The 24,672-nt window shown below is 66.9% G+C and carries 18 protein-coding genes; 14 read left to right on the top strand and 4 right to left on the bottom strand.

Annotation, left to right across the window (positions count from 1 at the left end; all coding sequences use genetic code 11):
• Positions 1 to 3 precede the first annotated feature (3 nt).
• The 8 genes from atpE (at position 4) to H0X91_RS16475 (ending at position 7,963) form a co-directional block, all read left to right on the top strand.
• Entirely contained in the window at positions 4 to 273 is a 270-nt protein-coding gene (atpE, locus tag H0X91_RS16510; RefSeq protein WP_006482730.1) for a F0F1 ATP synthase subunit C, read from the top strand.
• A 129-nt stretch (positions 274 to 402) separates the two neighbouring features.
• Positions 403 to 873, top strand: a complete 471-nt coding sequence (locus H0X91_RS16505; protein WP_006477283.1) for a F0F1 ATP synthase subunit B — start codon at positions 403 to 405, stop codon at positions 871 to 873.
• 2 nt (positions 874 to 875) lie between these two features.
• On the top strand, positions 876 to 1,415 hold the full coding sequence (locus H0X91_RS16500) for a F0F1 ATP synthase subunit delta (protein ID WP_006482713.1): 540 nt from the start codon (positions 876 to 878) through the stop codon (positions 1,413 to 1,415).
• Between the two features lie 44 nt (positions 1,416 to 1,459).
• A complete protein-coding gene (gene atpA, locus H0X91_RS16495) occupies positions 1,460 to 3,001 on the top strand; it encodes a F0F1 ATP synthase subunit alpha (RefSeq protein WP_006482717.1) in 1,542 nt (513 codons plus the stop codon).
• A 69-nt stretch (positions 3,002 to 3,070) separates the two neighbouring features.
• Complete coding sequence (gene atpG / locus H0X91_RS16490; RefSeq protein WP_006482709.1) at positions 3,071 to 3,946, top strand: F0F1 ATP synthase subunit gamma; 876 nt, start codon at positions 3,071 to 3,073, stop codon at positions 3,944 to 3,946.
• Positions 3,947 to 4,012: 66 nt separating this feature from the next.
• The gene (gene atpD, locus H0X91_RS16485) at positions 4,013 to 5,407 is read left to right on the top strand and encodes a F0F1 ATP synthase subunit beta (protein ID WP_006482710.1); all 1,395 of its coding nucleotides are present in this window, start codon (positions 4,013 to 4,015) and stop codon (positions 5,405 to 5,407) included.
• Between the two features lie 121 nt (positions 5,408 to 5,528).
• A complete protein-coding gene (locus H0X91_RS16480; protein WP_006477288.1) occupies positions 5,529 to 5,954 on the top strand; it encodes a F0F1 ATP synthase subunit epsilon in 426 nt (141 codons plus the stop codon).
• A gap of 281 nt (positions 5,955 to 6,235) precedes the next feature.
• Complete coding sequence (locus H0X91_RS16475; protein WP_196433144.1) at positions 6,236 to 7,963, top strand: AMP-binding protein; 1,728 nt, start codon at positions 6,236 to 6,238, stop codon at positions 7,961 to 7,963.
• A gap of 298 nt (positions 7,964 to 8,261) precedes the next feature.
• Here H0X91_RS16475 and H0X91_RS16470 read toward each other — a convergent pair whose 3' ends face one another.
• On the bottom strand, positions 8,262 to 8,450 hold the full coding sequence (locus H0X91_RS16470) for a hypothetical protein (RefSeq protein WP_158380823.1): 189 nt from the start codon (positions 8,448 to 8,450) through the stop codon (positions 8,262 to 8,264).
• Between the two features lie 248 nt (positions 8,451 to 8,698).
• Entirely contained in the window at positions 8,699 to 9,511 is an 813-nt protein-coding gene (locus H0X91_RS16465; protein ID WP_006482715.1) for a transporter substrate-binding domain-containing protein, read from the bottom strand.
• Positions 9,512 to 9,660: 149 nt separating this feature from the next.
• Between H0X91_RS16465 and hemE the strand changes: the two genes are divergently transcribed.
• The 4 genes from hemE to H0X91_RS16445 all read left to right on the top strand — a co-directional run bounded on the left by hemE (position 9,661) and on the right by H0X91_RS16445 (position 19,005).
• Positions 9,661 to 10,755 carry a uroporphyrinogen decarboxylase gene (gene hemE / locus H0X91_RS16460; protein WP_006482732.1) on the top strand — a complete coding sequence of 365 codons (1,095 nt, stop codon included), beginning with the start codon at positions 9,661 to 9,663 and terminating at the stop codon, positions 10,753 to 10,755.
• A gap of 451 nt (positions 10,756 to 11,206) precedes the next feature.
• The gene (locus H0X91_RS16455; protein WP_006496309.1) at positions 11,207 to 13,468 is read left to right on the top strand and encodes a primosomal protein N'; all 2,262 of its coding nucleotides are present in this window, start codon (positions 11,207 to 11,209) and stop codon (positions 13,466 to 13,468) included.
• Between the two features lie 380 nt (positions 13,469 to 13,848).
• A complete protein-coding gene (gene putA / locus H0X91_RS16450; RefSeq protein WP_196433143.1) occupies positions 13,849 to 17,781 on the top strand; it encodes a trifunctional transcriptional regulator/proline dehydrogenase/L-glutamate gamma-semialdehyde dehydrogenase in 3,933 nt (1,310 codons plus the stop codon).
• An 84-nt stretch (positions 17,782 to 17,865) separates the two neighbouring features.
• Positions 17,866 to 19,005, top strand: a complete 1,140-nt coding sequence (locus H0X91_RS16445; protein ID WP_006482201.1) for a branched-chain amino acid ABC transporter substrate-binding protein — start codon at positions 17,866 to 17,868, stop codon at positions 19,003 to 19,005.
• 123 nt (positions 19,006 to 19,128) lie between these two features.
• Here H0X91_RS16445 and H0X91_RS16440 read toward each other — a convergent pair whose 3' ends face one another.
• Together H0X91_RS16440 and H0X91_RS16435 are read right to left on the bottom strand one after the other, a co-directional pair.
• Entirely contained in the window at positions 19,129 to 20,637 is a 1,509-nt protein-coding gene (locus tag H0X91_RS16440; protein ID WP_084749709.1) for an AMP-binding protein, read from the bottom strand.
• Positions 20,638 to 20,688: 51 nt separating this feature from the next.
• Positions 20,689 to 22,341 carry an acyl-CoA dehydrogenase family protein gene (locus H0X91_RS16435; protein ID WP_084749712.1) on the bottom strand — a complete coding sequence of 551 codons (1,653 nt, stop codon included), beginning with the start codon at positions 22,339 to 22,341 and terminating at the stop codon, positions 20,689 to 20,691.
• Positions 22,342 to 22,461: 120 nt separating this feature from the next.
• Between H0X91_RS16435 and H0X91_RS16430 the strand changes: the two genes are divergently transcribed.
• Positions 22,462 to 23,130: a TetR/AcrR family transcriptional regulator gene (locus tag H0X91_RS16430; protein WP_006488476.1), complete on the top strand. Its 669-nt coding sequence runs from the start codon at positions 22,462 to 22,464 to the stop codon at positions 23,128 to 23,130.
• 211 nt (positions 23,131 to 23,341) lie between these two features.
• Positions 23,342 to 24,496 carry a pyridoxal phosphate-dependent aminotransferase gene (locus tag H0X91_RS16425; RefSeq protein WP_084749715.1) on the top strand — a complete coding sequence of 385 codons (1,155 nt, stop codon included), beginning with the start codon at positions 23,342 to 23,344 and terminating at the stop codon, positions 24,494 to 24,496.
• Positions 24,497 to 24,672: the final 176 nt, after the last annotated feature.

The following is a 24,672-nucleotide window of genomic DNA, read 5'->3' as shown; positions in this document are numbered from 1 at the left end:
ATCATGCAAGCTTACATCGCCAACATCCAGGGTCTGACCGCCATCGGTATCGGCATCATCATCGGCCTGGGTGCAATCGGCGCCTGTATCGGTATCGCGCTGATGGGTGGCAAGTACATCGAAGCCTGCGCACGTCAGCCGGAACTCATCAACCCGCTGCAAACGAAGATGTTCCTGCTGGCTGGTCTGATCGACGCTGCATTCCTGATCGGCGTTGGTGTCGCAATGCTGTTCGCGTTCGCGAACCCGCTCCTGTCGAAGCTCGCAGGCTAAGGTTCCTCGGAAATATGCGTCCGGCGTGAGCCGGCGCAGGGCGGAACGGAGACTTGGGGCGCTGATCGAATGCAACTCGATGAGCGCCTTACCGTTTCATTTTTCCGGAATAGCAGATAAGGAAACACCGTGAATCTCAACGCAACTCTGTTTGCGCAAATGGTCGTGTTCCTGGTCCTCGCGTGGTTCACGATGAAATTCGTGTGGCCGCCGTTGATCAACGCCCTCGACGAACGTTCGAAGAAGATCGCCGACGGCCTCGCCGCCGCGGAGAAGGGCAAGGCGGAACTCGACGCAGCGCACAAGCGCGTGGACCAGGAACTCGCGCAGGCCCGCAACGACGGCCAGCAGCGCATCGCCGACGCTGAAAAGCGTGCCCAGGCGGTCGCCGAGGAAATCAAGGCCAATGCCCAGGCTGAAGCCGCCCGCATCGTCGCCCAGGCGAAGGCGGAAGCAGAACAGCAAATCGTGAAGGCGCGCGAAGCGCTGCGTGGCGAAGTCGCCGCGCTGGCCGTGAAGGGCGCCGAGCAGATCCTGAAGCGCGAAGTCGATCAAACGGCCCACGCCCAACTGCTGAATCAACTGAAAGCCGAGCTCTGATCATGGCCGAACTTGCAACCATCGCCCGCCCTTACGCAGAAGCGCTGTTCCGCGTGGCCGAGGGCGGTGACATCGCCGCCTGGTCCACGCTCGTGCAAGAGCTGGCCCAGGTTGCGCGTCTGCCGGAAGTGCTGTCGGTCGCGTCGAGCCCGAAGGTGACGCGCACGCAAGTAGCCGAGTTGCTGCTTGCTGCGGCCAAGTCGCCGCTCGCGGCCGGCGCCGAAGCGAAGAACTTCGTGCAGATGCTGGTCGACAATCATCGCATCGCGCTGCTGCCGGAAATTGCCGAGCAGTTCGAGGCGCTCAAGAACGAACGTGAAGGCGCAGCCGACGCCGAGATCGTGAGCGCGTTCCCGCTGAACGGCGCGGATCTCGACAGTCTCGTCTCGGGCCTCGAACGCAAGTTCAAGCGCAAGCTGAAACCGACGGTCGAAGTCGATTCGTCGCTGATCGGCGGCGTGCGCGTGACGGTCGGCGACGAAGTGCTCGACACCTCGGTTCGCGCGCGCCTCGCATCGATGCAGGCTGCCTTGACCGCCTGAGCGCCACGCCGGCACGCAACAGAATTGACTATCAGGAGCGAATAATGCAACTCAATCCCTCTGAGATCAGCGAGCTGATCAAGAGCCGGATCCAGGGCCTTGAAGCGAGCGCAGACGTTCGCAACCAGGGCACCGTGATCTCCGTGACCGACGGTATCGTGCGCATCCACGGCCTGTCGGACGTGATGCAGGGCGAAATGCTCGAGTTTCCGGGCAACACGTTCGGCCTCGCGCTGAACCTCGAGCGCGACTCGGTCGGCGCGGTGATTCTCGGCGAATACGAACACATTTCGGAAGGCGACATCGTCAAGACGACGGGCCGCATTCTGGAAGTCCCGGTCGGTCCGGAGCTCGTCGGCCGCGTGGTCGATGCGCTCGGCAACCCGATCGACGGCAAGGGCCCGGTCAACGCGAAGCTGACCGACGCGATCGAAAAGATCGCCCCGGGCGTGATCTGGCGCAAGTCGGTGTCGCAGCCGGTGCAGACGGGCATCAAGTCGATCGACGCAATGGTGCCGATCGGCCGTGGCCAGCGTGAGCTGATCATCGGCGACCGTCAGTGCGGCAAGACCGCGGTGGCGCTCGACGCGATCATCAACCAGAAGGGCAAGGACCTGATTTGTATCTACGTCGCGATCGGCCAGAAGGCTTCGTCGATCATGAACGTGGTTCGCAAGCTCGAAGAAACGGGCGCGATGGAATACACGATCGTCGTCGCCGCTTCGGCATCGGATTCGGCTGCCATGCAGTACCTGGCGCCGTACGCCGGCTGCACGATGGGCGAATACTTCCGCGACCGTGGCCAAGACGCGCTGATCATCTATGACGACTTGACCAAGCAGGCTTGGGCATACCGTCAGATCTCACTGCTGCTGCGCCGTCCGCCGGGCCGTGAAGCGTACCCGGGCGACGTGTTCTATCTGCACTCGCGTCTGCTGGAGCGTGCGGCTCGCGTGTCGGAAGAGTACGTCGAGAAGTTCACGAACGGCGAAGTGAAGGGCAAGAGCGGTTCGCTGACGGCACTGCCGGTCATCGAAACGCAGGCTGGCGACGTGACCGCGTTCGTTCCGACGAACGTGATCTCGATTACCGACGGCCAGATCTTCCTGGAAACCGACCTGTTCAACGCAGGCATCCGCCCGGCAATCAACGCCGGCGTGTCGGTGTCGCGCGTCGGTGGCGCTGCTCAGACGAAGGTCGTGAAGAAGCTGTCGGGCGGTATCCGTACCGACCTCGCGCAGTACCGTGAACTGGCCGCATTCGCGCAGTTCGCATCGGACCTCGACGAAGCGACCCGCAAGCAGCTCGAGCGCGGCCGCCGCGTGACGGAACTGCTGAAGCAGCCGCAGTACCAGCCGCTGCAGGTCTGGGAACTGGCCGTGTCGCTGTACGCCGCGAACAACGGCTACCTCGACGACCTCGACGTCAAGCAAGTGCTGTCGTTCGAGAAGGGCCTGCGCGACAACCTGAAGACCAGCCACGCTGACCTCATCAAGCGCATCGAAGACACCAAGGATCTCTCGAAGGACGACGAAGGCGCACTGCGCTCGGCGATCGAAGCCTTCAAGAAGTCCGGTGCCTATTGATCCGCGAGTGACACACTGAGGCCGCGCGGGTGCTGATGCGCCCGCGCCCCCTTGGTCAAGGAGCAAGCTATGGCTGGAATGAAGGAAATTCGCGGCAAGATCAAGAGCGTGCAGAACACGCGCAAGATCACGAAGGCGATGGAGATGGTGGCTGCATCGAAGATGCGTCGCGCGCAGGAACGCATGCGCGCCGCTCGTCCGTATGCAGACAAGGTCCGTGCCATCGCCGCGCACATGAGCCGTGCGAACCCCGAGTACCGTCACCCGTTCATGGTGGCGAACGACGGCGCGCAGACGGCCGGCATCATCCTCGTCACGACGGACAAGGGTCTGTGCGGTGGTCTGAACACCAACGTGCTGCGTGCGACGGTGCAGAAGTTCAAGGAGCTGGAAGAGAAGGGCCAGAAGGTCGAAGCCACCGCGATCGGCGGCAAGGGCCTCGGGTTCCTGAACCGCTTCGGCGCGAAGGTGATGTCGCAGGTCGTGCACCTCGGCGACACCCCGCACCTGGACAAGCTGATCGGCGCCGTGAAGACGCAGCTCGATCTGTACTCGGAAGGCAAGCTGTCGGCGGTTTATATCGCTTACACGCGCTTCGTCAACACGATGAAGCAGGAAGCCGTGATCGAGCAGCTGCTGCCGCTGTCGTCGGACCACTTCGAAGCCGATGACGGTACGCCGGCGACGTCGTGGGACTACATCTACGAGCCGGACGCGCAGGCAGTCGTCGACGAACTGCTCGTGCGTTACGTCGAGGCGCTGGTGTACCAGGCCGTCGCGGAAAACATGGCGTCCGAGCAATCGGCGCGCATGGTCGCGATGAAGGCCGCGTCCGACAACGCGAAGACGGTGATCAGCGAACTGCAGCTCGTGTACAACAAGAGCCGTCAGGCCGCGATCACGAAAGAACTGTCGGAGATCGTCGGCGGCGCAGCCGCTGTTTAAGCGCGCGCCCGGGACGACAACTGCGCCTTTGCGCGAGTAAAGAATCAGGTATTTAAAGGAAAAGCGATGAGTACTGCTGCTTTGGTAGAAGGCAAGATCGTACAGTGCATCGGCGCCGTTATCGACGTGGAATTCCCGCGCGACAGCATGCCGAAGATTTACGACGCGCTCATTCTCGATGGCTCGGAACTGACGCTCGAAGTCCAGCAGCAGCTGGGTGACGGCGTGGTCCGTACCATTTGTCTGGGTGCATCCGACGGCCTGCGCCGCGGCCTGACCGTGAAGAACACGGCGAAGCCGATCTCGGTGCCGGTCGGCAAGCCGACCCTCGGCCGAATCATGGACGTGCTTGGCCGTCCGATCGACGAAGCCGGCCCGATCGACAGCGACGTGACGCGTTCGATCCACCAGAAGGCACCGGCGTTCGACGAACTGTCGCCGTCGACCGAACTGCTCGAAACGGGTATCAAGGTCATCGACCTGATCTGCCCGTTCGCAAAGGGCGGCAAGGTTGGCCTGTTCGGTGGTGCAGGCGTGGGCAAGACCGTCAACATGATGGAGCTCATCAACAACATCGCGAAGGAACACGGCGGTTACTCCGTGTTCGCGGGCGTGGGCGAGCGTACCCGTGAAGGGAACGACTTCTACCACGAAATGAAGGACTCGAACGTTCTCGACAAGGTCGCGCTGGTGTACGGCCAGATGAACGAGCCGCCGGGCAACCGTCTGCGCGTCGCGCTGACCGGCCTGACGATGGCCGAGCACTTCCGTGACGAAGGCCTCGACGTGCTGTTCTTCGTCGACAACATCTACCGTTTCACGCTGGCCGGTACCGAAGTGTCGGCACTGCTCGGCCGTATGCCGTCGGCAGTGGGCTATCAGCCGACGCTGGCTGAAGAAATGGGCAAGCTGCAAGAGCGCATCACGTCGACCAAGAAGGGCTCGATTACGTCGGTCCAGGCCGTGTACGTCCCTGCGGACGACTTGACCGACCCGTCGCCGGCGACGACCTTCGGCCACCTGGACGCAACCGTCGTTCTGTCGCGTGACATCGCTTCGCTGGGTATCTACCCGGCGGTCGACCCGCTCGACTCGACGTCGCGCCAGATCGACCCGAACGTGATCGGTGAAGAGCACTACTCGATCACCCGTCGCGTTCAGCAGACGCTGCAGCGCTACAAGGAACTGCGCGACATCATCGCGATTCTGGGCATGGACGAACTGTCGCCGGAAGACAAGCTGTCGGTCGCCCGTGCGCGTAAGATCCAGCGTTTCCTGTCGCAGCCGTTCCACGTTGCTGAAGTGTTCACGGGCTCGCCGGGCAAGTACGTGCCGCTGAAGGAAACGATCCGCGGCTTCAAGATGATCGTCGACGGCGAGTGCGACCACCTGCCGGAACAGGCGTTCTACATGGTCGGCACGATCGACGAAGCCTTCGAAAAGGCCAAGAAGATCCAGTAAGGGCTTGAGTGAGTCGCAAGCCGGCGAGCGCCGGCCGGAACAATAAGTCAGTGATGATTTATATTCCGGCCGCCTGCGCCGGCCGCAATACGCTCAACCCGTGGATGAGATTGGAGTCGATATGGCAACCATCAAAGTAGACGTCGTCAGCGCGGAAGAGCAGATCTTCTCGGGCGAGGCGAAATTCGTCGCGCTGCCGGGCGAAACGGGTGAGCTGGGCATTCTGCCGGGTCACACGCCGCTCATTACCCGGATTCGTCCGGGTGCGGTGCGCATCGAGGTCGAGGGCGGCAACGACGAATTCGTGTTCGTCGCGGGCGGCATTCTCGAAGTGCAGCCGGGCGCCGTGACGGTGCTCGCCGATACCGCGATCCGCGGCAAGGACCTCGACGCGGCGAAAGCCGAGGAAGCGCGCAAGCGTGCCGAGGAAACGCTGCAGAACGCGAAGTCGGATCTCGACCTCGCGAAAGCGCAATCCGAGCTCGCGACCGCGATGGCGCAGCTCGAGGCGATCCAGCGTCTGGCGAAGATCCGCAGCCGGCACTGAGCCGCGCCGCGTATCCCGCGAAAGAAAGCAGCCTTCGGGCTGCTTTTTTTCGTCTGGGCGTCGTCCACGCTTCCTCCGTGTTTCGCCCGCATTTCGTCTGCGTTTTTCGGGCCGGATCATTGCGTCCGATCGTGCTATTTCATCCGTCCGCCGCGATTTGATGTCAGAGTACCGTCAGCGGAGCGCGGCATCATCCGCGGTGAGGCCGCCCGTCGCGAGCGTTGCGGCGGAGGCGCGCAGCACGCGCGCGGGCCGATCAGACCCAAAGGACGGAGACATTCATGGCAGCAGACCTTGGCGTGGGCGCGCTGATCGCGCCCGAGAACGGCTTGTCGTACGTGCGTGGTGCAACCGACGTGCCGCTATCCGAAGCGACGATCGGCCGGTTCCTGCTCGACACGGCTGGCCGCTTTCCCGACCGCCCGGCCGTCGTGTTCCGCGAGCAGCAGGTGCGCTGGACCTGGCGCGAGTTCGCGAACGAGATCGACGTGCTGGCGGCAGGGCTCGCCGCGCTCGGGATCGTGAAGGGCGACTGCGTCGGCATCTGGTCGCCGAACCGCAGCGAATGGCTGCTCACGCAGTTCGCGACCGCGCGGATCGGCGCGGTGCTCGTCAACATCAATCCGGCCTACCGGCTGTCGGAACTCGAATATGCGCTGAACAAGGTCGGCTGCAAGGCCGTGATCGCAGCCGAGCGCTTCAAGAGCTCCGCGTACGTCGAGATGCTGCAGACCATCGCGCCGGAGCTCGCGCCCGCGACGCCGGGCGACCTGCATGCAGCGCGCGTGCCGAGCCTGCGCACGATCGTGTCGATGGGCGAGGTGGCGCCTGCCGGCATGTTCCGCTTCGCGGACGTGATGGCGCGTGGCCGCCGGGCCGTCGATCCGGCGCTGCTCGATGCGATCGGCGCGACGCTCTCGGCCAACGATCCGATCAACATCCAGTTCACGAGCGGCACGACCGGCAGCCCGAAGGGCGCGACGCTCACGCACCGCAACGTCGTCAACAACGCGCGCTCGATCGCGATGGCGATGCGTTTCACCGAACAGGATTCGCTCTGCATCCCGGTGCCGCTCTATCACTGCTTCGGGATGGTGCTGGCCGTGCTCGCGTGCGTGTCGAAGGGCGCCGCGATGGTGTTTCCCGGCGAAGCATTCGACCCGGTCGCGACGCTCGCGGCGGTGGCCGAAGAACGCTGCACCGCGCTGCATGGCGTGCCGACGATGTTCATCGCGGAGCTCGACCATCCGGAATTCGCGAAATTCGACCTGTCGACGCTGCGCACCGGGATCATGGCCGGTTCACCGTGCCCGATCGAGACGATGAAGCGCGTGGTGTCGCAGATGCATCTGTCGGAGATCACGATCGCTTACGGGATGACGGAGACGAGCCCCGTGTCGTTCCAGAGCTCGACCGACGATCCGCTGGAGAAGCGCACGACGACGGTCGGCCGCATCCAGCCGCATCTCGAAGTGAAGATCGTCGATCCGAGCGGCGACATCGTGCCGGTCGGCGCGACGGGCGAGCTGTGCACGAAGGGCTATTCGGTGATGCTCGGCTACTGGGACGACGACGCGAAGACACGCGAGGTGCTGGTCGACGGCTGGATGCATACCGGCGACCTCGCGACGCTCGATGCGGACGGTTACTGCAACATCGTCGGCCGCCTGAAGGACATGGTGATTCGCGGCGGCGAGAACGTCTATCCGCGCGAAATCGAGGAATTCCTGTTCCGGCATCCGAAGATCCAGAGCGCGCAGGTGTTCGGCGTGCCCGATGCGAAGTACGGCGAGGAGCTGTGCGCGTGGATCGTGCTGCGCGCGGACGAGCAGATGACCGAGGACGACGTGCGCGCGTTCTGCAACGGGCAGATCGCGCACTACAAGATCCCGCGCTATATCCGCTTCGTCGACGAGCTGCCGATGACGGTGACGGGCAAGGTGCAGAAGTTCGTGATGCGCGACCGGATGATCGAGGAGCTGAAGCTCGACGTGCAGAAGACCGCTTGAAGCGGAACGATGCCGGAAAATGCGGGAAAAACGTGGCGGCCTGTGCAGGCCGTTACGTTTTCGATGGACGAAAAAAAGCGGGCTTATTAGCCCGCTAAAAACCACACGCTACGGGGTTAGCGCGAGGAGACCAAAGATGAAACCGAGTCCGGCGGGGGGGCCGGAAACGACTCCAACAGGGATGCCCCCCGGAAGGGCTTCGGTACGTGACCGACTGGCTCGCAGCGCTTCGCGTCCGCTCACACTTGGCACACGAGACCGCATCCGTGTTGAAACCGTTGAGGCCATTGTGGGCGAATTAATGACCCGTCGCGGTAACAAAGTGTTTCAGGTTGTAACGCCCGCCAGATAAGGCTTTCCGGGATTTTTTGCTGTTTTCGGGGTCCTGAAAAAGGTCATTTTTACCCATATTTTCCACCGCGTTTTCAGGGTGTGCGCGCGATGCGTTTTTCACGCGTATCGGGCGCGATGAATTGCCGATTTTCACGCGAGAAAGTGCACGGCGCGACCGATACCGCGCATGACGATTCATTCGTCAGAAAGATTTTGAAACGTGATCGGAATGCGCGGAAGTCGGCCGTTCGGCCAATCGGCGGGTTTTGAGCCGATGGCGAAGGGCGGCGGCGCGAACGGAAGGTGTAACGGCGGCCGGGCGGCCGCCGCTTCCGGCGAGATGTCGGCACCCCGGCGGCCGCGGGGTCGGTGCCCGTTATCGGCCGCCGCGGCGCGGGCCGCCTACTTCAGCCACTTGTCCGAAATGGCCTGGTACTCGCCGGTCGAGCGCGCGAGATGCAGCCACTGGTCGACGTACTGCTGGAACACGACGTCGCCGCGCGGCACCATGTACGCCTTCTCGCCGAACTGGAACGGCTTGTCCGGATGCACCGAGCACAGGCCCGGATTCAGCTTTTGCTGCAGCAGCGTCTCGGACGCATCCGTCACCATCACGTCGGCCTTGCCCGCGAGGATCTGCTTGAAGATCGTCACGTTGTCCGGATAGACGGTCAGGTTCGCGTGCGTGAAGAACTGCTTCGCGAACCGCTCGTTGGTGCCACCCGGATTGACGATCACACGGGTTTCGGGCCGGTCGATCTGCGCGACGGTTTGGTATTTGTCGGCATCCGCGCAGCGCACGATCGGCGTCTTGCCGTCGACCACGTACGGCTGCGTGAAGAACACGCGCTTCTGGCGCTCGAGCGTCGTCGACACGCCGCCCACCGCGATGTCGCATTTCGCGACGAAGTCGTTGGTGAGGTTCGACCAGCTCGTCTTCACGTAGTCGGTCTTCACGCCGAGCGATTTCGCGAGCGATTCGGCCATGTCGATGTCGATGCCCTCGAAGCGGCCGTCCGCGCGATAGTACGAATACGGCTTGTAGTCGCCCGTCGTGCACACGCGCAGCGCGCCGCGCGCGAGCACGTCGTCGAGCCGCGAGCCGGCGGTAGCGGCGCTCGCAGGCGCCGCAGTGGCCGTACTCTGCGCGTGCGCGGCGGCGCAGCAAAACGCGGCGGCAGCAGCGAGCGTGGCAAGCGTGGCGAATGTCTTCATCGGTCTCCTCCTTCGTTCGGTTCGATATGAGCGTCCGATCATAACGGAGCCATCGCGCGCGTCATATGGCCGCCATCGCATCGGCATGCGCGGCCCGAGCGCGGCTGTCCGGTAAAATGCCGCTTTGCCTTCGCATCGTCGCTCCTACCGTGGCCCATAACCTGCTCAACGACACCTTCCTGCGTGCGCTTCTGCGCGAGCCGACCGACTACACGCCGATCTGGCTGATGCGCCAGGCCGGCCGCTACCTGCCCGAATACAACGCGACGCGCGCGCGCGCCGGCAGCTTCCTCGGCCTCGCAAAGAATCCCGACTACGCGACCGAGGTGACGCTGCAGCCGCTCGAGCGCTTCCCGCTCGACGCCGCGATCCTGTTCTCGGACATCCTGACGATTCCCGACGCGATGGGGCTCGGCCTCGACTTCCAGGTCGGCGAAGGGCCGAAGTTCGCGCATCCGGTGCGCACCGAGGCCGACGTCGCGAAGCTCGCGGTGCCGGACATCGAGGCGACGCTCGGCTACGTGACGGGCGCCGTGCGCGAGATTCGCCGCGCGCTCACCGACGCTCAGGGCCGTCAGCGCGTGCCGCTGATCGGCTTTTCGGGCAGCCCGTGGACGCTCGCGTGCTACATGGTCGAAGGCGGCGGCTCGGACGATTTCCGCACGGTGAAGTCGATGGCGTATTCGCGCCCGGATCTGATGCACCGGATCCTCGACGTGAACGCGCAGGCGGTGGCCGCGTACCTGAACGCGCAGATCGAAGCGGGCGCGCAGGCCGTGATGATCTTCGATACGTGGGGCGGCGCGCTGGCCGACGGCGCGTATCAGCGCTTCTCGCTCGACTATATCCGCCGCGTGGTGTCGCAGCTCAAGCGCGAGCACGATGGCGAGCGCGTGCCGGTGATCACGTTCACGAAGGGCGGCGGGCTGTGGCTCGAGGAGATCGCGGCGACCGGCGTCGACGCGGTCGGGCTCGACTGGACGGTCAACCTCGGCGCCGCGCGTGAGCGCGTCGCGGGGCGCGTGGCGTTGCAGGGCAACCTCGACCCGACGATCCTGTTCGCGCCGCCGGCCGCGGTGCGCGAACAGGCGCGCGCGGTGCTCGACAGCTACGGCAACCATCCGGGCCACGTGTTCAACCTCGGGCACGGCATTTCGCAATTCACGTCGCCCGATCACGTCGCCGAACTCGTCGACGAAGTGCATACCCACAGCCGCGCGATCCGTAGCGGAGCAGCGGGCTGAACGCAAGCGCTGTCATGCTGCACTGCAGGATGACGGCGTTTCGTTGCTGAAACTAAACAGGGCGCAACCCCGCTCCCGCTGCCGATTCGGTGCTTGTCAAGACTTGACTTATACACATTTTCCACGTTGCAGCGCGGTAGAGCCCCGTATCGGTCAATTTGTCTCGCTATGGTTCGGTAATTTGAATAGCAGCCTTATGGAATAAGGCTTCGCGGGGCACCGCAGCAAGCAGTGAAAAACAGCGCAAAGCACGGCCCCGCGCGCGTTGCGGCCGTTGAGCGGCGAGTTCTCAACAAAGTTATCCACAGGCTGGGCAGGGTATACGGCGATTCCTAATGCGAATCCAAAACTTAGCGCCGAATCTGAAGTTTTACTTTAAGTTCGCCGTCGCGATGCGGGCGCGGATGCAAGCCGTCCGTACTTCGCGTGCTGCCGCCGCCGGAGCGCCGCAATGAGCGGCACCTACCTGCGCGTCGCGCTCGATCATCCGCTCGCCACGCTGTTCGACTACCGCTGCGACGCGCAGCCGGCGCCGGTGCCCGGGACGCTCGTGCAGGTGCCGTTCGGCAAGCGGCAGGCCGTCGGCCTCGTCTGCGAAGTCACCACTCACACCGATGTGCCGCCGTCGCGGTTGCGCGCGGTCGACGCGATCTGCGCCGACTTGCCGCCGCTGTCGCCGGACTGGCTCGCGCTCGTGTCGTTCGCCGCCGATTACTATCAGCGCGGGCGCGGCGAGGTCGCGTTGCCGGCGCTGCCGCAGGCGTTGCGCGACGCCGGGCGCTGGGGGCGGCTGCTCGCGCCGGAAGTGCGCTACCAGCCGACCGAAGCCGGCCGCGCGGCGCTGCCCGACGCGTTGCCCGCGCGCGGCGCCGCGCTGCGCCGGCTCGCGCAGGCACTCGTCGACACCGGCTCGCTGACGCTGCCCGACGCGCGCGCGCTCCATCCGAAGGCGGCCGCGACACTCGACGACTGGGCGGCGCGCGGCTGGGTCGACGTCGAGGAGATCGGCTGGGCCGATACGCCTGTGGCCAAACCTGTGGATAACCTGTCGACAAACGGTGGACGAACTGTGCCGCCGGCGTTGACGGACCAGCAGGCCGAGGCGCTGGACGCGATCCGCGCGGCGCACGGTTTCGCGCCGTTCCTGCTGCACGGCGTGACGGGCAGCGGCAAGACCGAGGTCTATCTGCATGCGCTCGCGTCGCTGCTCGACGCGCGGCCGGACGCGCAGGCGCTCGTGCTCGTGCCCGAAATCAACCTGACGCCGCAGTTCGAGGCCGCGTTTCGCGCGCGCTTCGCGGGTGCGCTCGCCGACGACGCGATCGTCACGCTGCACAGCGGGCTCGCCGAAGGCGAACGGGCGCGCAACTGGCTCGCCGCGCACACCGGCCGCGCGCGGATCGTGCTCGGCACGCGGCTCGCGGTGCTCGCGTCGATGCCGACGCTCGCGCTGATCGTCGTCGACGAGGAGCACGAGCCTGCGTACAAGCAGCAGGAAGGACTGCGCTATTCGGCGCGCGACCTGGCCGTGTGGCGCGCGAAGCAGCTCGGCATCACGGTCGTGCTCGGCTCGGCGACGCCGTCGCTCGAAAGCTGGTGGCAGGCCGAGCAGGGCCGCTACACGCGTCTCACGCTGTCGCGCCGCGCGGTGGCCGACGCGACACTGCCGACCGTGCGGCTGATCGATCTCGAGGAGGAGCGGCGGCGCGGGCGCGCGTCGATGGGCGGGCTGTCCGGGCCGCTCGTCGCGGCGCTGAAGGCGCGGCTCGAACGCGGCGAACAGAGCCTCGTGTTCCTGAACCGGCGCGGTTACGCGCCGCAGCTCGCGTGCGACGCGTGCGGCTGGGTGGCCGGTTGCCCGCGCTGCAGCGCGTACGTCGTGCTGCACAAGCCCGAGCACGCACTGCGCTGCCATCACTGCGGCTGGGAAGCGCGCATTCCGCGCTCGTGCCCCGAGTGCGGGAACGTCGACATCGCGCCGCTCGGGCGCGGCACGCAGCGCATCGAGGAGGCGCTTGCCGAAGCGGTGCCGGGCGCGCGGATCCTGCGGATCGATGCGGACAGCACGCGCCGCAAGGGCAGCGCGCAGGCGCTTTTTTCCGACGTGCACGCGGGCGAGGTCGACATCCTGGTCGGCACGCAGATGATCGCGAAAGGGCACGACTTCCAGCGCGTGTCGCTCGTCGGCGTGCTCAATGCCGACACCGCGCTGTTCTCGCACGACTTCCGCGCGAGCGAGCGGCTGTTCGCGCAGCTGATGCAGGTGAGCGGCCGCGCGGGGCGCGCCGGGCTGCCGGGCGAGGTGATGGTGCAGACGCGCTACCCGCGTCACGCGCTGTATCACGCGCTCGGGCGGCAGGACTACGTGGGCTTCGCGAATTCGACGCTTGCCGAGCGGCGCGACGCGCACCTGCCGCCGTTCGTCTACCAGGCGCTGCTGCGCGCCGAAGGGCGCACGCTCGACGCGGCGCTCGCGTTCCTGCTGCAGGCCGCGGCCGCGTTGCCGGGGCTGCCCGGCGCGGATCGCGTGACCGTCTACGACGCGGTGCCGATGACGATCGTCAAGGTCGCGAACGTCCATCGCGCGCAATTGCTGCTCGAAAGCGCGTCGCGGGCGGCGCTGCAGCATGCGCTGCGTGCATGGCAGCCGGCGCTGCGCGCGCTGAAGGGCGTGCTGCGGTGGAGCGTCGAGGTCGATCCGCTGGATATCTGAGCGGCGCCCGCGCGGCGCCTGCCACGGCGCGTTGCCGAATGCCGCGAAGCCCCGGCCGCCGGGCGCGCCGAACCGTCTCCCGTTGCTTGCCCGCCGCCGGCATCGTCCGCGTCACACCATGCAGTGCAACCGGTTTTCGCCCGCTTGCGCGCATACGGAAGGTTGCACACGCGTGTCGAACCGGCCCGATCAGGGAAAACACCGATCCTCCGACCACGGGCAACCCCTAGGTTGCAACCGCATAAGTGACTGATTATATTGACTAACTTATGGGTGCAACCTATCTCTCAATTTGGTTGCACCTTTTTATTGCGTGCCGTAGGATTTCGCGCATCCTCTTACACCACACTGCCGGGCTCGCACCGGCGCACGAACCCACCATGGCAAGCACGACTCTCGGCGTCAAAGTCGACGACCTTCTCCGCTCGCGCCTCAAGGACGCCGCCGCGCGTCTCGAGCGCACTCCCCACTGGCTGATCAAGCAGGCGATCTTCGCGTATCTCGAGCGGATCGAGCACGGCCAGTTGCCGCCCGAGCTGTCGGGCCACAGCGGCGTGACGGAGCTCGCCGACGGTCAGGCCGCAGACGGCGACGACGACAACTCGCCGCATCCGTTCCTCGAGTTCGCGCAGAACGTGCAGCCGCAATCGGTGCTGCGCGCGGCGATCACGGCCGCGTACCGCCGTCCGGAACCGGAGTGCGTGCCGTTCCTGCTCGGTCAGGCGCGCTTGCCCGCGAACCTGCAGGCGGACGTGCAGGCGCTCGCGACGAAGCTGGTCGAGGCGCTGCGCGAGAAGAGCTCGGGCGGCGGCGTCGAAGGGCTGATCCACGAGTTTTCGCTGTCGAGCCAGGAAGGGGTCGCGCTGATGTGCCTCGCCGAGGCACTGCTGCGCATTCCGGATCGCGCGACGCGCGACGCGCTGATCCGCGACAAGATCAGCAAGGGCGACTGGCGCTCGCACGTCGGCCATGCGCCGTCGCTGTTCGTGAACGCGGCGACCTGGGGGCTGATGATCACCGGCAAGCTCGTGACGACCAACAGCGAAGCGGGCCTGTCGTCGGCGCTCACGCGCCTGATCGGCCGCGGCGGCGAGCCGCTGATCCGCAAGGGCGTCGACATGGCGATGCGCCTGATGGGCGAGCAGTTCGTCACCGGCGAAACGATTTCCGAAGCGCTCGCGAACAGCCGCAAGTACGAAGCGCGCGGCTTCCGCTACTCGTACGACATGCTCGGCGAAGCGGCGACCACCGAAGAGGACGCGCAGCGCTACTACGCGTCGTACGAACAGGCTATCCACGCGATCGGCAAGGCGGCCGGCGGCCGCGGCATCTACGAAGGCCCGGGCATCTCGATCAAGCTGTCGGCGCTGCATGCGCGCTACTCGCGCTCGCAGCAGGACCGCACGATGAGCGAGCTGCTGCCGCGCGTGCGCGCCCTCGCGCTGCTCGCGCGCCGCTATGACATCGGCCTGAACATCGACGCGGAAGAAGCCGACCGTCTCGAACTGTCGCTCGACCTGCTCGAGGCGCTGTGCTTCGATCCGGAGCTCGCCGGCTGGAACGGCATCGGTTTCGTCGTGCAGGGCTACCAGAAGCGCTGCCCGTTCGTGATCGACTACCTGATCGATCTCGCGCGCCGCAGCCGTCACCGCCTGATGATCCGCCTCGTGAAGGGCGCGTACTGGGATACCGAGATCAAGCGGGCGCAGGTCGACGGCCTCGAAGGCTATCCGGTCTACACGCGCAAGATCTACACCGACGTGTCGTACCTCGCGTGCGCGAAGAAGCTGCTCGCCGCGCCGGACGCCGTGTACCCGCAGTTCGCGACGCACAACGCGTACACGCTGGCCGCGATCTACCAGCTCGCGGGCCAGAACTACTACCCGGGCCAGTACGAATTCCAGTGCCTGCACGGGATGGGCGAGCCGCTGTACGAGGAAGTCACCGGTCGCGACAAGCTGAACCGCCCGTGCCGCGTGTACGCGCCGGTCGGCACGCACGAGACGCTGCTCGCGTACCTCGTGCGCCGTCTGCTGGAAAACGGCGCGAACACGTCGTTCGTGAACCGCATCGCCGATAAGACCGTGTCGGTGAAGGAGCTCGTTGCCGATCCGGTCGACGAAGCGTCGAAGGTCGTGCCGCTCGGCGCGCCGCACGCGAAGATCCCGCTGCCGCGCAACCTGTATGGCGACGAGCGTCCCAACTCGATGGGCCTCGACCTGTCGAACGAACACCGTCTCGCGTCGCTGTCGTCCGCGCTGCTCGCGAGCGCGCACCACCCGTGGCGCGCGGCGCCGATGCTCGCCGACGACGCGCTCGCCGATGCGCCGGCGCGCGACGTGCGCAACCCGGCCGACCAGCGCGACGTGGTCGGCACGGTCAGCGAAGCGACGTCCGAACACGTGAGCGCGGCGCTCGCGCACGCGGTGGCCGCCGCGCCGATCTGGCAGGCGACGCCGGTCGACGCGCGCGCCGATTGCCTGGTGCGCGCCGCCGACCTACTCGAAGCGCAGATGCACACGCTGATGGGCCTGATCGTGCGCGAAGCCGGCAAGTCGCTGCCGAACGCGATCGCCGAGATCCGCGAAGCGGTCGACTTCCTGCGCTACTACGCGGCGCAGATCCGCGGCGAATTCTCGAACGACACGCACCGCCCGCTCGGCCCCGTGGTCTGTATCAGCCCGTGGAACTTCCCGCTCGCGATCTTCATGGGCCAGGTCGCCGCGGCGCTCGCCGCCGGCAACACGGTGCTCGCGAAGCCGGCCGAACAGACGCCGCTGATCGCCGCGCAAGCCGTGCGCCTGCTGCGCGAGGCCGGCGTGCCGGCCGGCGCGGTGCAACTGCTGCCGGGCACCGGCGAGACCGTCGGTGCGGCGCTGGTCGCCGATGCGCGCACGCGTGCGGTGATGTTCACCGGTTCGACCGAAGTCGCACGCCTGATCAACAAGACGCTGTCCGCGCGCCTCGACCCGGACGGCAAGCCGATTCCGCTGATCGCGGAAACGGGCGGCCAGAACGCGATGATCGTCGATTCGTCGGCGCTCGCGGAGCAGGTCGTCGCGGACGTGATGCAGTCGTCGTTCGACTCGGCCGGTCAACGGTGTTCGGCGCTGCGCGTTCTGTGTCTGCAGGACGACGTCGCGGACCGCACGCTGACGATGTTGAAGGGCGCGATGCACGAGCTGGCGCTCGGCAACCCGGACCGGCTGTCGACCGACGTCGGCCCGGTGATCGACGCCGAGGCGAAGCAGACGATCGACACGCACGTCGCGGCGATGAAGGACAAGGGCCACATGGTCACGCAATTGCCGATGCCCGACGCATGCGCGCACGGCACGTTCGTGCCGCCGACGCTGATCGAGATCGGCAGCATCGACGAGTTGAAGCGTGAAGTGTTCGGCCCCGTGCTGCACGTGGTGCGCTACCGCCGCAGCCAGCTCGACAAGCTGCTCGAGCAGATCCGCGCGACCGGCTACGGGCTGACGCTCGGCATCCACACGCGGATCGACGAGACGATCGCGCACGTGATCTCGAATGCGCACGTAGGCAACATCTACGTGAACCGCAACGTGATCGGCGCGGTGGTCGGCGTGCAGCCGTTCGGCGGCGAAGGGCTGTCGGGCACGGGCCCGAAGGCCGGTGGCGCGCTGTACCTGCAGCGCCTGCTCGCGACGCGTCCGTCGGGCCTGCCGCGCGCGCTCGCGCAGTCGCTGGTGGCGGACGGCGCGACCGAAAGCGATGCGCGCGGCAATCCGGCTGCGGCGCTCACGATGCTGCGCGACTGGCTGATCGAGCAGCGCGAGCCGGCGCTGGCCGCGCGTTGCGACGGCTACCTCGCACAGGTGCCGGCCGGCGCGACCGCGGTGCTGACCGGGCCGACGGGCGAGCGAAACACGTATACACTCGGCCCGCGCGGCACGGTGCTGTGTGTCGCGGCCACGCCGGGCGGCGCGCGTGCGCAGTTCGCGGCGGTGCTCGCGACCGGCAACCGCGCACTGTTCGCCGGCGCGGCGGGCGAGGCGCTGGTCGCCGCGCTGCCGGCGTCGCTGAAGGCGCACGCGGCGGTGCGCAAGCAGGCCGACGCGCCGTTCGACGCGGTGCTGTTCGAAGGCGACAGCGACGAACTGCAGACGCTCGTGAAGGACGTCGCGCAGCGGCCGGGCCCGATCGTGTCGGTGCAGGGCGTGTCGGCGGGCGCGTTCGAGAACGGCGACGCGGAAGACTACGCGCTCGAGCGGCTGTTGACGGAACGCTCGGTGAGCGTGAACACGGCCGCGGCGGGCGGCAATGCGAATTTGATGACGATCGGCTGATCATCCTTGCCGTTCGGATCAAACAAAGGAAGCGGCAAGGCGATCCCGAAGCCGCTCCATTTACCCTGGTACCAAGGAGATGCTATGCAACACACGATGAAAAAGGTGGCAGGCGCGACGTTCGTCGCGGTCATGTCGCTGGCGGGGACGGCCCATGCGGATGACGTGAAGATCGGTTACGCAGGGCCGATGACGGGCGCGCAGGCGCACTACGGCAAGGATATGCAGAACGGGATCGTGCTCGCGCTGGAAGACTTCAACGCGACGAACCCGAAGATCGGCGGCAAGCCGGTGAAGTTCGTGCTGAGCACGCAGGACGACCAGGCTGACCCGCGTACGGGCACGACGGTCGCGCAGAAGCTGGTCGACGACGGCATCAAGGGCATGCTCGGCCACTTCAACTCGGGCACGACGATTCCGGCTTCGCGTATCTACGCGAACGCGGGCATTCCGGAAATCGCGATGGCGACGGCGCCGGAATACACGCAGCAAGGCTACAAGACGACCTTCCGCATGATGACGTCCGACACGCAGCAGGGCTCGGTGGCCGGCACGTTCGCGTCGAAGGATCTCGGCATGAAGAAGATCGCGATCGTCGACGACCGCACGGCCTACGGCCAGGGTCTCGCCGACCAGTTCGAGAAGGCCGCGAAGGCCGGCGGCGCAACGATCGTCGACCGCGAATTCACGAACGACAAGGCCGTCGACTTCAAGGCGATTCTCACGAAGCTGAAGGCGGCGAAGCCGGACCTCGTCTACTACGGCGGCGCGGATTCGCAGGCAGCGCCGATGGTCAAGCAGATGAAGGCGCTGGGCTTCAACGCACCGCTGATGAGCGGCGAAATGGTGAAGACGCCGACGTTCCTGAAGATCGCGGGCAACGCGGCCGACGGCACGATCGCTTCGCTGGCAGGCCTCCCGCTGGAAGAAATGCCGGGCGGCAAGACCTACGCCGACAAGTACAAGAAGCGTTTCGGCGAAGACGTGCAGACCTACTCGCCGTACGCGTACGACGGCGCGATGGCGATGCTGAACGCGATGAAGAAGGCCGATTCGACCGATCCGGCGAAGTACCTGCCGGTGCTCGCGAAGACCGACATGGCCGGCGTCACGTCGACGCACGTCGCGTATGACGCGAAGGGCGACCTGAAGAACGGCGGCATCACGATGTACAAGGTCGAGAAGGGCGAGTGGAAGCCGCTGAAGAGCATCGGCGGCAAGTAAGCAGCTTGATGTGATGGTCTGAAGCGCGGGCGGCGGCGCAGGTCGCTGCCCGGCCGCTCATGCATGCAGAAAAGCCACCGGCCTGTTGCGGCCCGGTGGCTTTTTTATCGTCGTGAGCGGCAGCTAATCCCCACGCACGCGCAGCAGAAACTTCTGCAGCTTGCCGGTCGGCGTGCGCGGCAGCGCCTGCGCGAACGTGAACTCGCGCGGGATCTTGTACGCGGCAAGCCGCTCGCCGCAGAACGTGCGCAGCGCATCCGCATCGCGCACCGCGTTCGCCCGCATCACGACGTGCGCGACGACTGTCTCGCCCCAGTCCGGATGCGGGACGCCGACGACGGCCGCCTCAGCGATGTCCGGATGCGCGCCGAGCACGTCCTCCACTTCCTTCGAATAGACGTTCTCGCCGCCGGTGACGATCATGTCCTTCAGCCGGTCGACGATGAACAGGTAGCCTTCCTGATCGATCCGCGCGACGTCGCCGGTGCGGTACCAGCCGTCCGGCGCGAACGCGGCGCGCGTCGCGGCCGCGTCGTCGAGATAGCCGAGCATCATGCTGTCGGCCTTCAGCCAGATCTCGCCGGTCTCGCCCGGCCGCGCATCGACGCCGTCCATCCGCACGACGCGCAGGTCGACGCCCGGGCCGCCCTGGCGGCCGATCGAGCCGGCCTTCGCGATCTGCTCGTCCGGATACAGCGTCGTGCCGGCCGGCCCCGTTTCCGTCATCCCGTACACCTGGAAGAACGCGTGGCTGCGATACGCTTGCGCGAGCCGTTCGGCCTGCGCGGCGCCGATCGGGCCGCCGCCGTACAGCCACGCGCGCACGCTCGACAGGTCGAATGCCGCGAAGCCGTCGATCGTGTCGAGCGGCAGCGTGTACGACACCGGCGCGCCGAAATACAGCGTCACGCGCTCGCGCTCGACGGTCTGCAGGAAGCGCAGCGGATGGTATTCGCGCAGCAGCACGACGGTGCCGCCCGCGACCAGCGTGCCGCCGAACCAGTTGTTCAGCGGCGACGAATGCCAGATCGGCATCGCCATCAGCGTGCGTTCGTTGCGGCCGATCCCGATGGCGAGCGCCGCCTGCATCGCCGCGAGCGTCACCGTGCGATGGCTGTGCACGCAACCCTTCGGACGGCCGGTCGTGCCGGACGTGTAGAGAATCTGCGCGATGTCGTCATCGGCCGGCTCGATGCCCGCGAGGCCGTCCATCGTCGCGCACATCGTGTCGAAGTTCGGCACGCCGTCGAGCTCGCCCTCCGTCACGAGCCGCCGCGCCGGATGCACGAGGCGCTCGACCACCGGCGCGAGCGCCACGTCGAACAGCAGCGCGGTGCTGCCGCTGTGCTCGAGCACGTAGTCGACTTCCGGCGCCTGCAGCTTGTGGTTGATCGGCACGAACGCCGCGCCGAGCCGCCACGCGCCGAACATCAGGTCGACGAAGGCCGGCGTGTTGAAGCACATCGCGGCGACGCGGTCGCCGGCCGCGACGCCGAGCGCGCTCAGCACGGCCGCCGCGCGGTGCGAACGCGCGCGCGCGGCCGCATACGTGATCGTCGCGGATTCGCTGACGAGAAACGGCTTGTCGGGCGTCGCACGGGCGGCGCGGTCGAGGGCGGCGACGAGGTTCATCGAGGCTCCGGGGCGGGCGAACGAACGCGCGTTCGGGTGAACGGGCCGGCGTCAGGCCGGGTACGCGCGCTGCAGCAGCGCGGCGACGTCGATCGCGTGCGGATCGAAGCCGCCCGCGATGCGGCCCCAGTCGGGCGCGGCGAGCCGCGTCGCGACGAACGCGTCGGCGACGGCCGTCGGCGCATCGCGGCGCAGCAGGCACGCCTGCGCGACGAGCGCGAGCCGCTGCGCGAACACGCGGCCCGACGCTTCGAGCGTGTCGGCCGGGGCGGCGAGCATCGCGCGCAATCCGTCGAGCGCCGCGCGGATGCGCGGTTCGCCCGCGCCGAGGTCGGCCAGTTCGTCGAACAGCGCGGCGGCCGCGTCGGGCTCGCGCGATACGGCGCGCAGCACGTCGAGGCACATCACGTTGCCCGAGCCTTCCCAGATCGAGTTGACGGGCGCCTCGCGGAACAGGCGCGCGATCGGGCCGTCGTCGACGTAGCCGTTGCCGCCGAACACTTCCATCACCTCGCCGGTCAGCTCGACCGCGCGCTTGCAGACCCAGAATTTCGCGGCGGGCGTGACGATCCGCTTCCATGCGCGTTCGCGCGGCGAGTCGTCGCGTTCGAACGCGTCGGCGAGCCGCATCGCGAGCGACAGCGCCGCCTCGCTCTCCAGCGCGAGATCGGCGAGCACGGTGCGCATCAGCGGCTGCTCGGCGAGCGCGCGGCCGAACGCATGGCGCTGGCGCGTGTACGCGATCGCCTGCACGACGCCCTGGCGCAGCATCGCCGCGCTGCCGAGCACGCAGTTCAGCCGCGTGTAGGTGGCCATCTCGATGATGGTGGGAATGCCGCGGCCTTCGTCGCCGAGCATGATGCCCCACGCGTCGTTCAGCTCGATCTCGCTGCTCGAATTGCTGCGGTTGCCGACCTTGTTCTTCAGCCGCTGGATCTCGACCGCGTTCTTCGTGCCGTCCGGGCGCCAGCGCGGCACGTAGAAGCACGACGGGCTGCCGGCCTCGGTGCGCGCGACGACGAGGTGCGCGTCGCACATCGGCGCGGAGAAGAACCACTTGTGGCCGCGCAGCCGGTATTCGCCGCCGCGCCCGCCCGCGCCGACCGGCGTCGCGAGCGTCGTGTTCGCGCGCACGTCGGAGCCGCCCTGTTTCTCGGTCATGCCCATGCCGAACCAGATCGCGCGCTTGTCGGGGACCGGCACGTCGCGCGGATCGTAGTCGTCGCTGTAGAGCTTGTCGCGCAGCAGGTCCCACAGCGCCGGCTCCTTCTGCAGCACGGGGATCGCGGCCTGCGTCATCGTCGCGGGGCACAGCGTGCCGGCCTCGATCTGGCCGTGCAGGTAGAAGCCGGCGGCCGTCGCGGCCCAGCGGCCGCGGCGTGCATCGCGGAATGCAAGCGACACGAAGCCTTCGTGGCGATACTGGCCGAGCAGCGCGTGCCACGCAGGGTGGAAGTCGACGCGGTCGATGCGCCGGCCGCGCCGGTCGAACGTGTTCAGCTCCGGCGTGTGGCGGTTCGCTTCGTCGGCGAGCCGCGCGGTGTCGGCGCTGCCGAGCCGCGCACCGTACGCATCGAGCTGCGGCACGGCCCAGTCGGCGCCCGCCCGGGCGAGCGCGTCGCGCAGCGCGAGATCCGTCGCGAAGAGGTTATAGTCGACGAGTTCGTCGAACTGGTTCGTGACGGCGTGGGTCGAGTCGGTCATCGCGGTTGTCTCCGGTCTCAGGCTTCGCGGTCAGCCGGCGTGATGCCGCACGGCGCGCGCTTCGGCGCGGGTTCCGGCTTCCGGTAAAACGTATTCCCTGCTGAATTCAGAGTAGCAAATATGCCGCCGCGACATGTTCAGGTTCCGGCGCCGCCCGGCTCGCCGGCGGCGCAACCCGCGCCCGCGTTGCGTCGCCGGCCGCGCCAGTCGCGCGCGCAGGCGAGTTCCGACGCGCTGCAGCAGGCGTTCGTTCAGCTTTTGCTCGAACGCGGCTACGCGAAGGCGACGATCCGCGAGATCGCGGCCGTCGCGGGCGTCAGCATCGGCACCTTCTACGAGTATTTCGGCGACAAGCAGAGCCTCGCGGCGCTCTGCATCCACCGCCGCGTGCTGGCGCTGGCCGACCGGCTGCGCGACGCCGTGCAGCGGCTGCGCGGTGCGCCGCGGGCCGAACTCGCCGCCGCGCTGGTCGATCTTCAGGTCGAGACGATCGCCGCCGACGCGGCGCTGTGGGGCGCGCTGTTCGTGCTGGAGCGCCAGGTGTCGCCGCTGGCCGCGTATCGCCGGCATTACGACGCCTATGTCGCGCTGTGGCGCGACGCGCTCGCCCACGCGGCCGATCCGCCGCCGGCCGCGCGGCTCGACGGGCTCGCGCGGATGGCTCACACGATCTGCTACGGCGGGCTGTCGCAGGCGCTACTGACGCTCGGGCCCGCGCTCGATTTCGCCGCGCAACGCCGCGAACTGCGGGCCGTGCTGCTCGCGTACCTCGCGGCGGCGCACGCGTAGCGTTGCCGTAGGGGAAATGCCTGATTTGCATGTCGGGTGCCCAGGCGAGCCTTCCCGCCAGGGGCTTCTCACCGAGAGCCATGAGAAAAATGCATGGCCGCCATGACGAACTTTCGATTGTCCGCCGATATTGGCTGGGGCTAAATCATGCGGCAGATGCAGGCCCGCACATGCCGCGCGGCTCGCCCGAAGGACATCAGGAGGAGAAGTCATGCGAAGCGCCACCGCGCCCCGTTCGAAACTGCCCGACGTCGGGACGACGATCTTCACGGTGATCGGCCAACTGGCCGCTCAACACAACGCGCTGAACCTGTCGCAGGGCGCGCCGAATTTCGCGCCCGATCCGGCGCTCGTCGAAGGCGTCGCGCGTGCGATGCGCGACGGTCACAACCAGTACGCGCCGATGGCCGGCGTGATCGCGCTGCGCGAGCGGCTCGCCGAGAAGACCGAGGCGCTGTACGGCGCGCGCTACGACCCGGCGACCGAGATCACGGTGATCGCGAGCGCGAGCGAGGGGCTTTACGCGGCGATCAGCGCGCTCGTGCATCCGGGCGACGAGGTGATCTACTTCGAGCCGTCGTTCGACAGCTACGCGCCGATCGTGCGGCTGCAGGGCGCGACGCCGGTCGCGATCAAGCTGTCGCCCGAGCATTTCCGCGTGAACTGGGACGAGGTGGCCGCGGCCATCACGCCGCGCACGCGGATGATCATCGTCAACACGCCGCACAACCCGACCGCAACGGTGTTCTCCGCCGACGATCTCGAACGCCTCGCGCGGCTCACGCGCGACACGGGCATCGTGGTGCTGTCCGACGAAGTGTACGAACACGTCGTGTTCGACGGCGCGCGGCACCAGAGCGTCGCGCGCCATCGCGAACTGGCCGAGCGCAGCGTGATCGTGTCGTCGTTCGGCAAGTCGTTCCACGTGACCGGCTGGCGGGTCGGCCATTGCCTCGCGCCGGCCGAGCTGATGGACGAGATCCGCAAGGTGCACCAGTTCATGGTGTTTTCGGCCGACACGCCGATGCAGGTCGCGTTCGCGGAAATCCTCGCGCGGCCGGACAGCTATCTCGGCCTGTCGGCGTTCTACCAGGCCAAGCGCGACCTGCTCGCGCGCGAGCTGGCCGATTCGCGTTTCGAGCTGCTGCCGAGCGAAGGCTCGTTCTTCATGCTGGCGCGCTTTCGCCACTTCTCGGACGAAAGCGACAGCGATTTCGTGCTGCGCCTGATCCGCGACGCGCGCGTCGCGACGATTCCGCTGTCGGCGTTCTATACCGACGGCACCGACGCCGGCGTGATCCGGCTCAGTTTTTCGAAGGACGACGCGACGCTGGTCGAAGGCGCGCGGCGGCTGCGTTCGCTGTAAGACAACCGGCGACGGGTACGTCGCATCGACCAGACACAGGAGAATTGAGATGAACGCGTCCCACCCGTGAACGTGAGAGCAGAAAAAGGGGTGGACCCTCACGGGCCAACGGCATCGATGTGCCCAAGTGGAAAATGCACGCATTTCCCGGCAACCGGAGGATCCACGATGAACAG

Origin of the sequence: Burkholderia sp. 9777_1386 (genome assembly GCF_015712265.1) — a bacterium.
In the GTDB taxonomy this organism is placed as follows: Bacteria; Pseudomonadota; Gammaproteobacteria; order Burkholderiales; family Burkholderiaceae; genus Burkholderia; species Burkholderia cenocepacia.
This window is presented reverse-complemented; position numbering and strand designations above follow the sequence as displayed.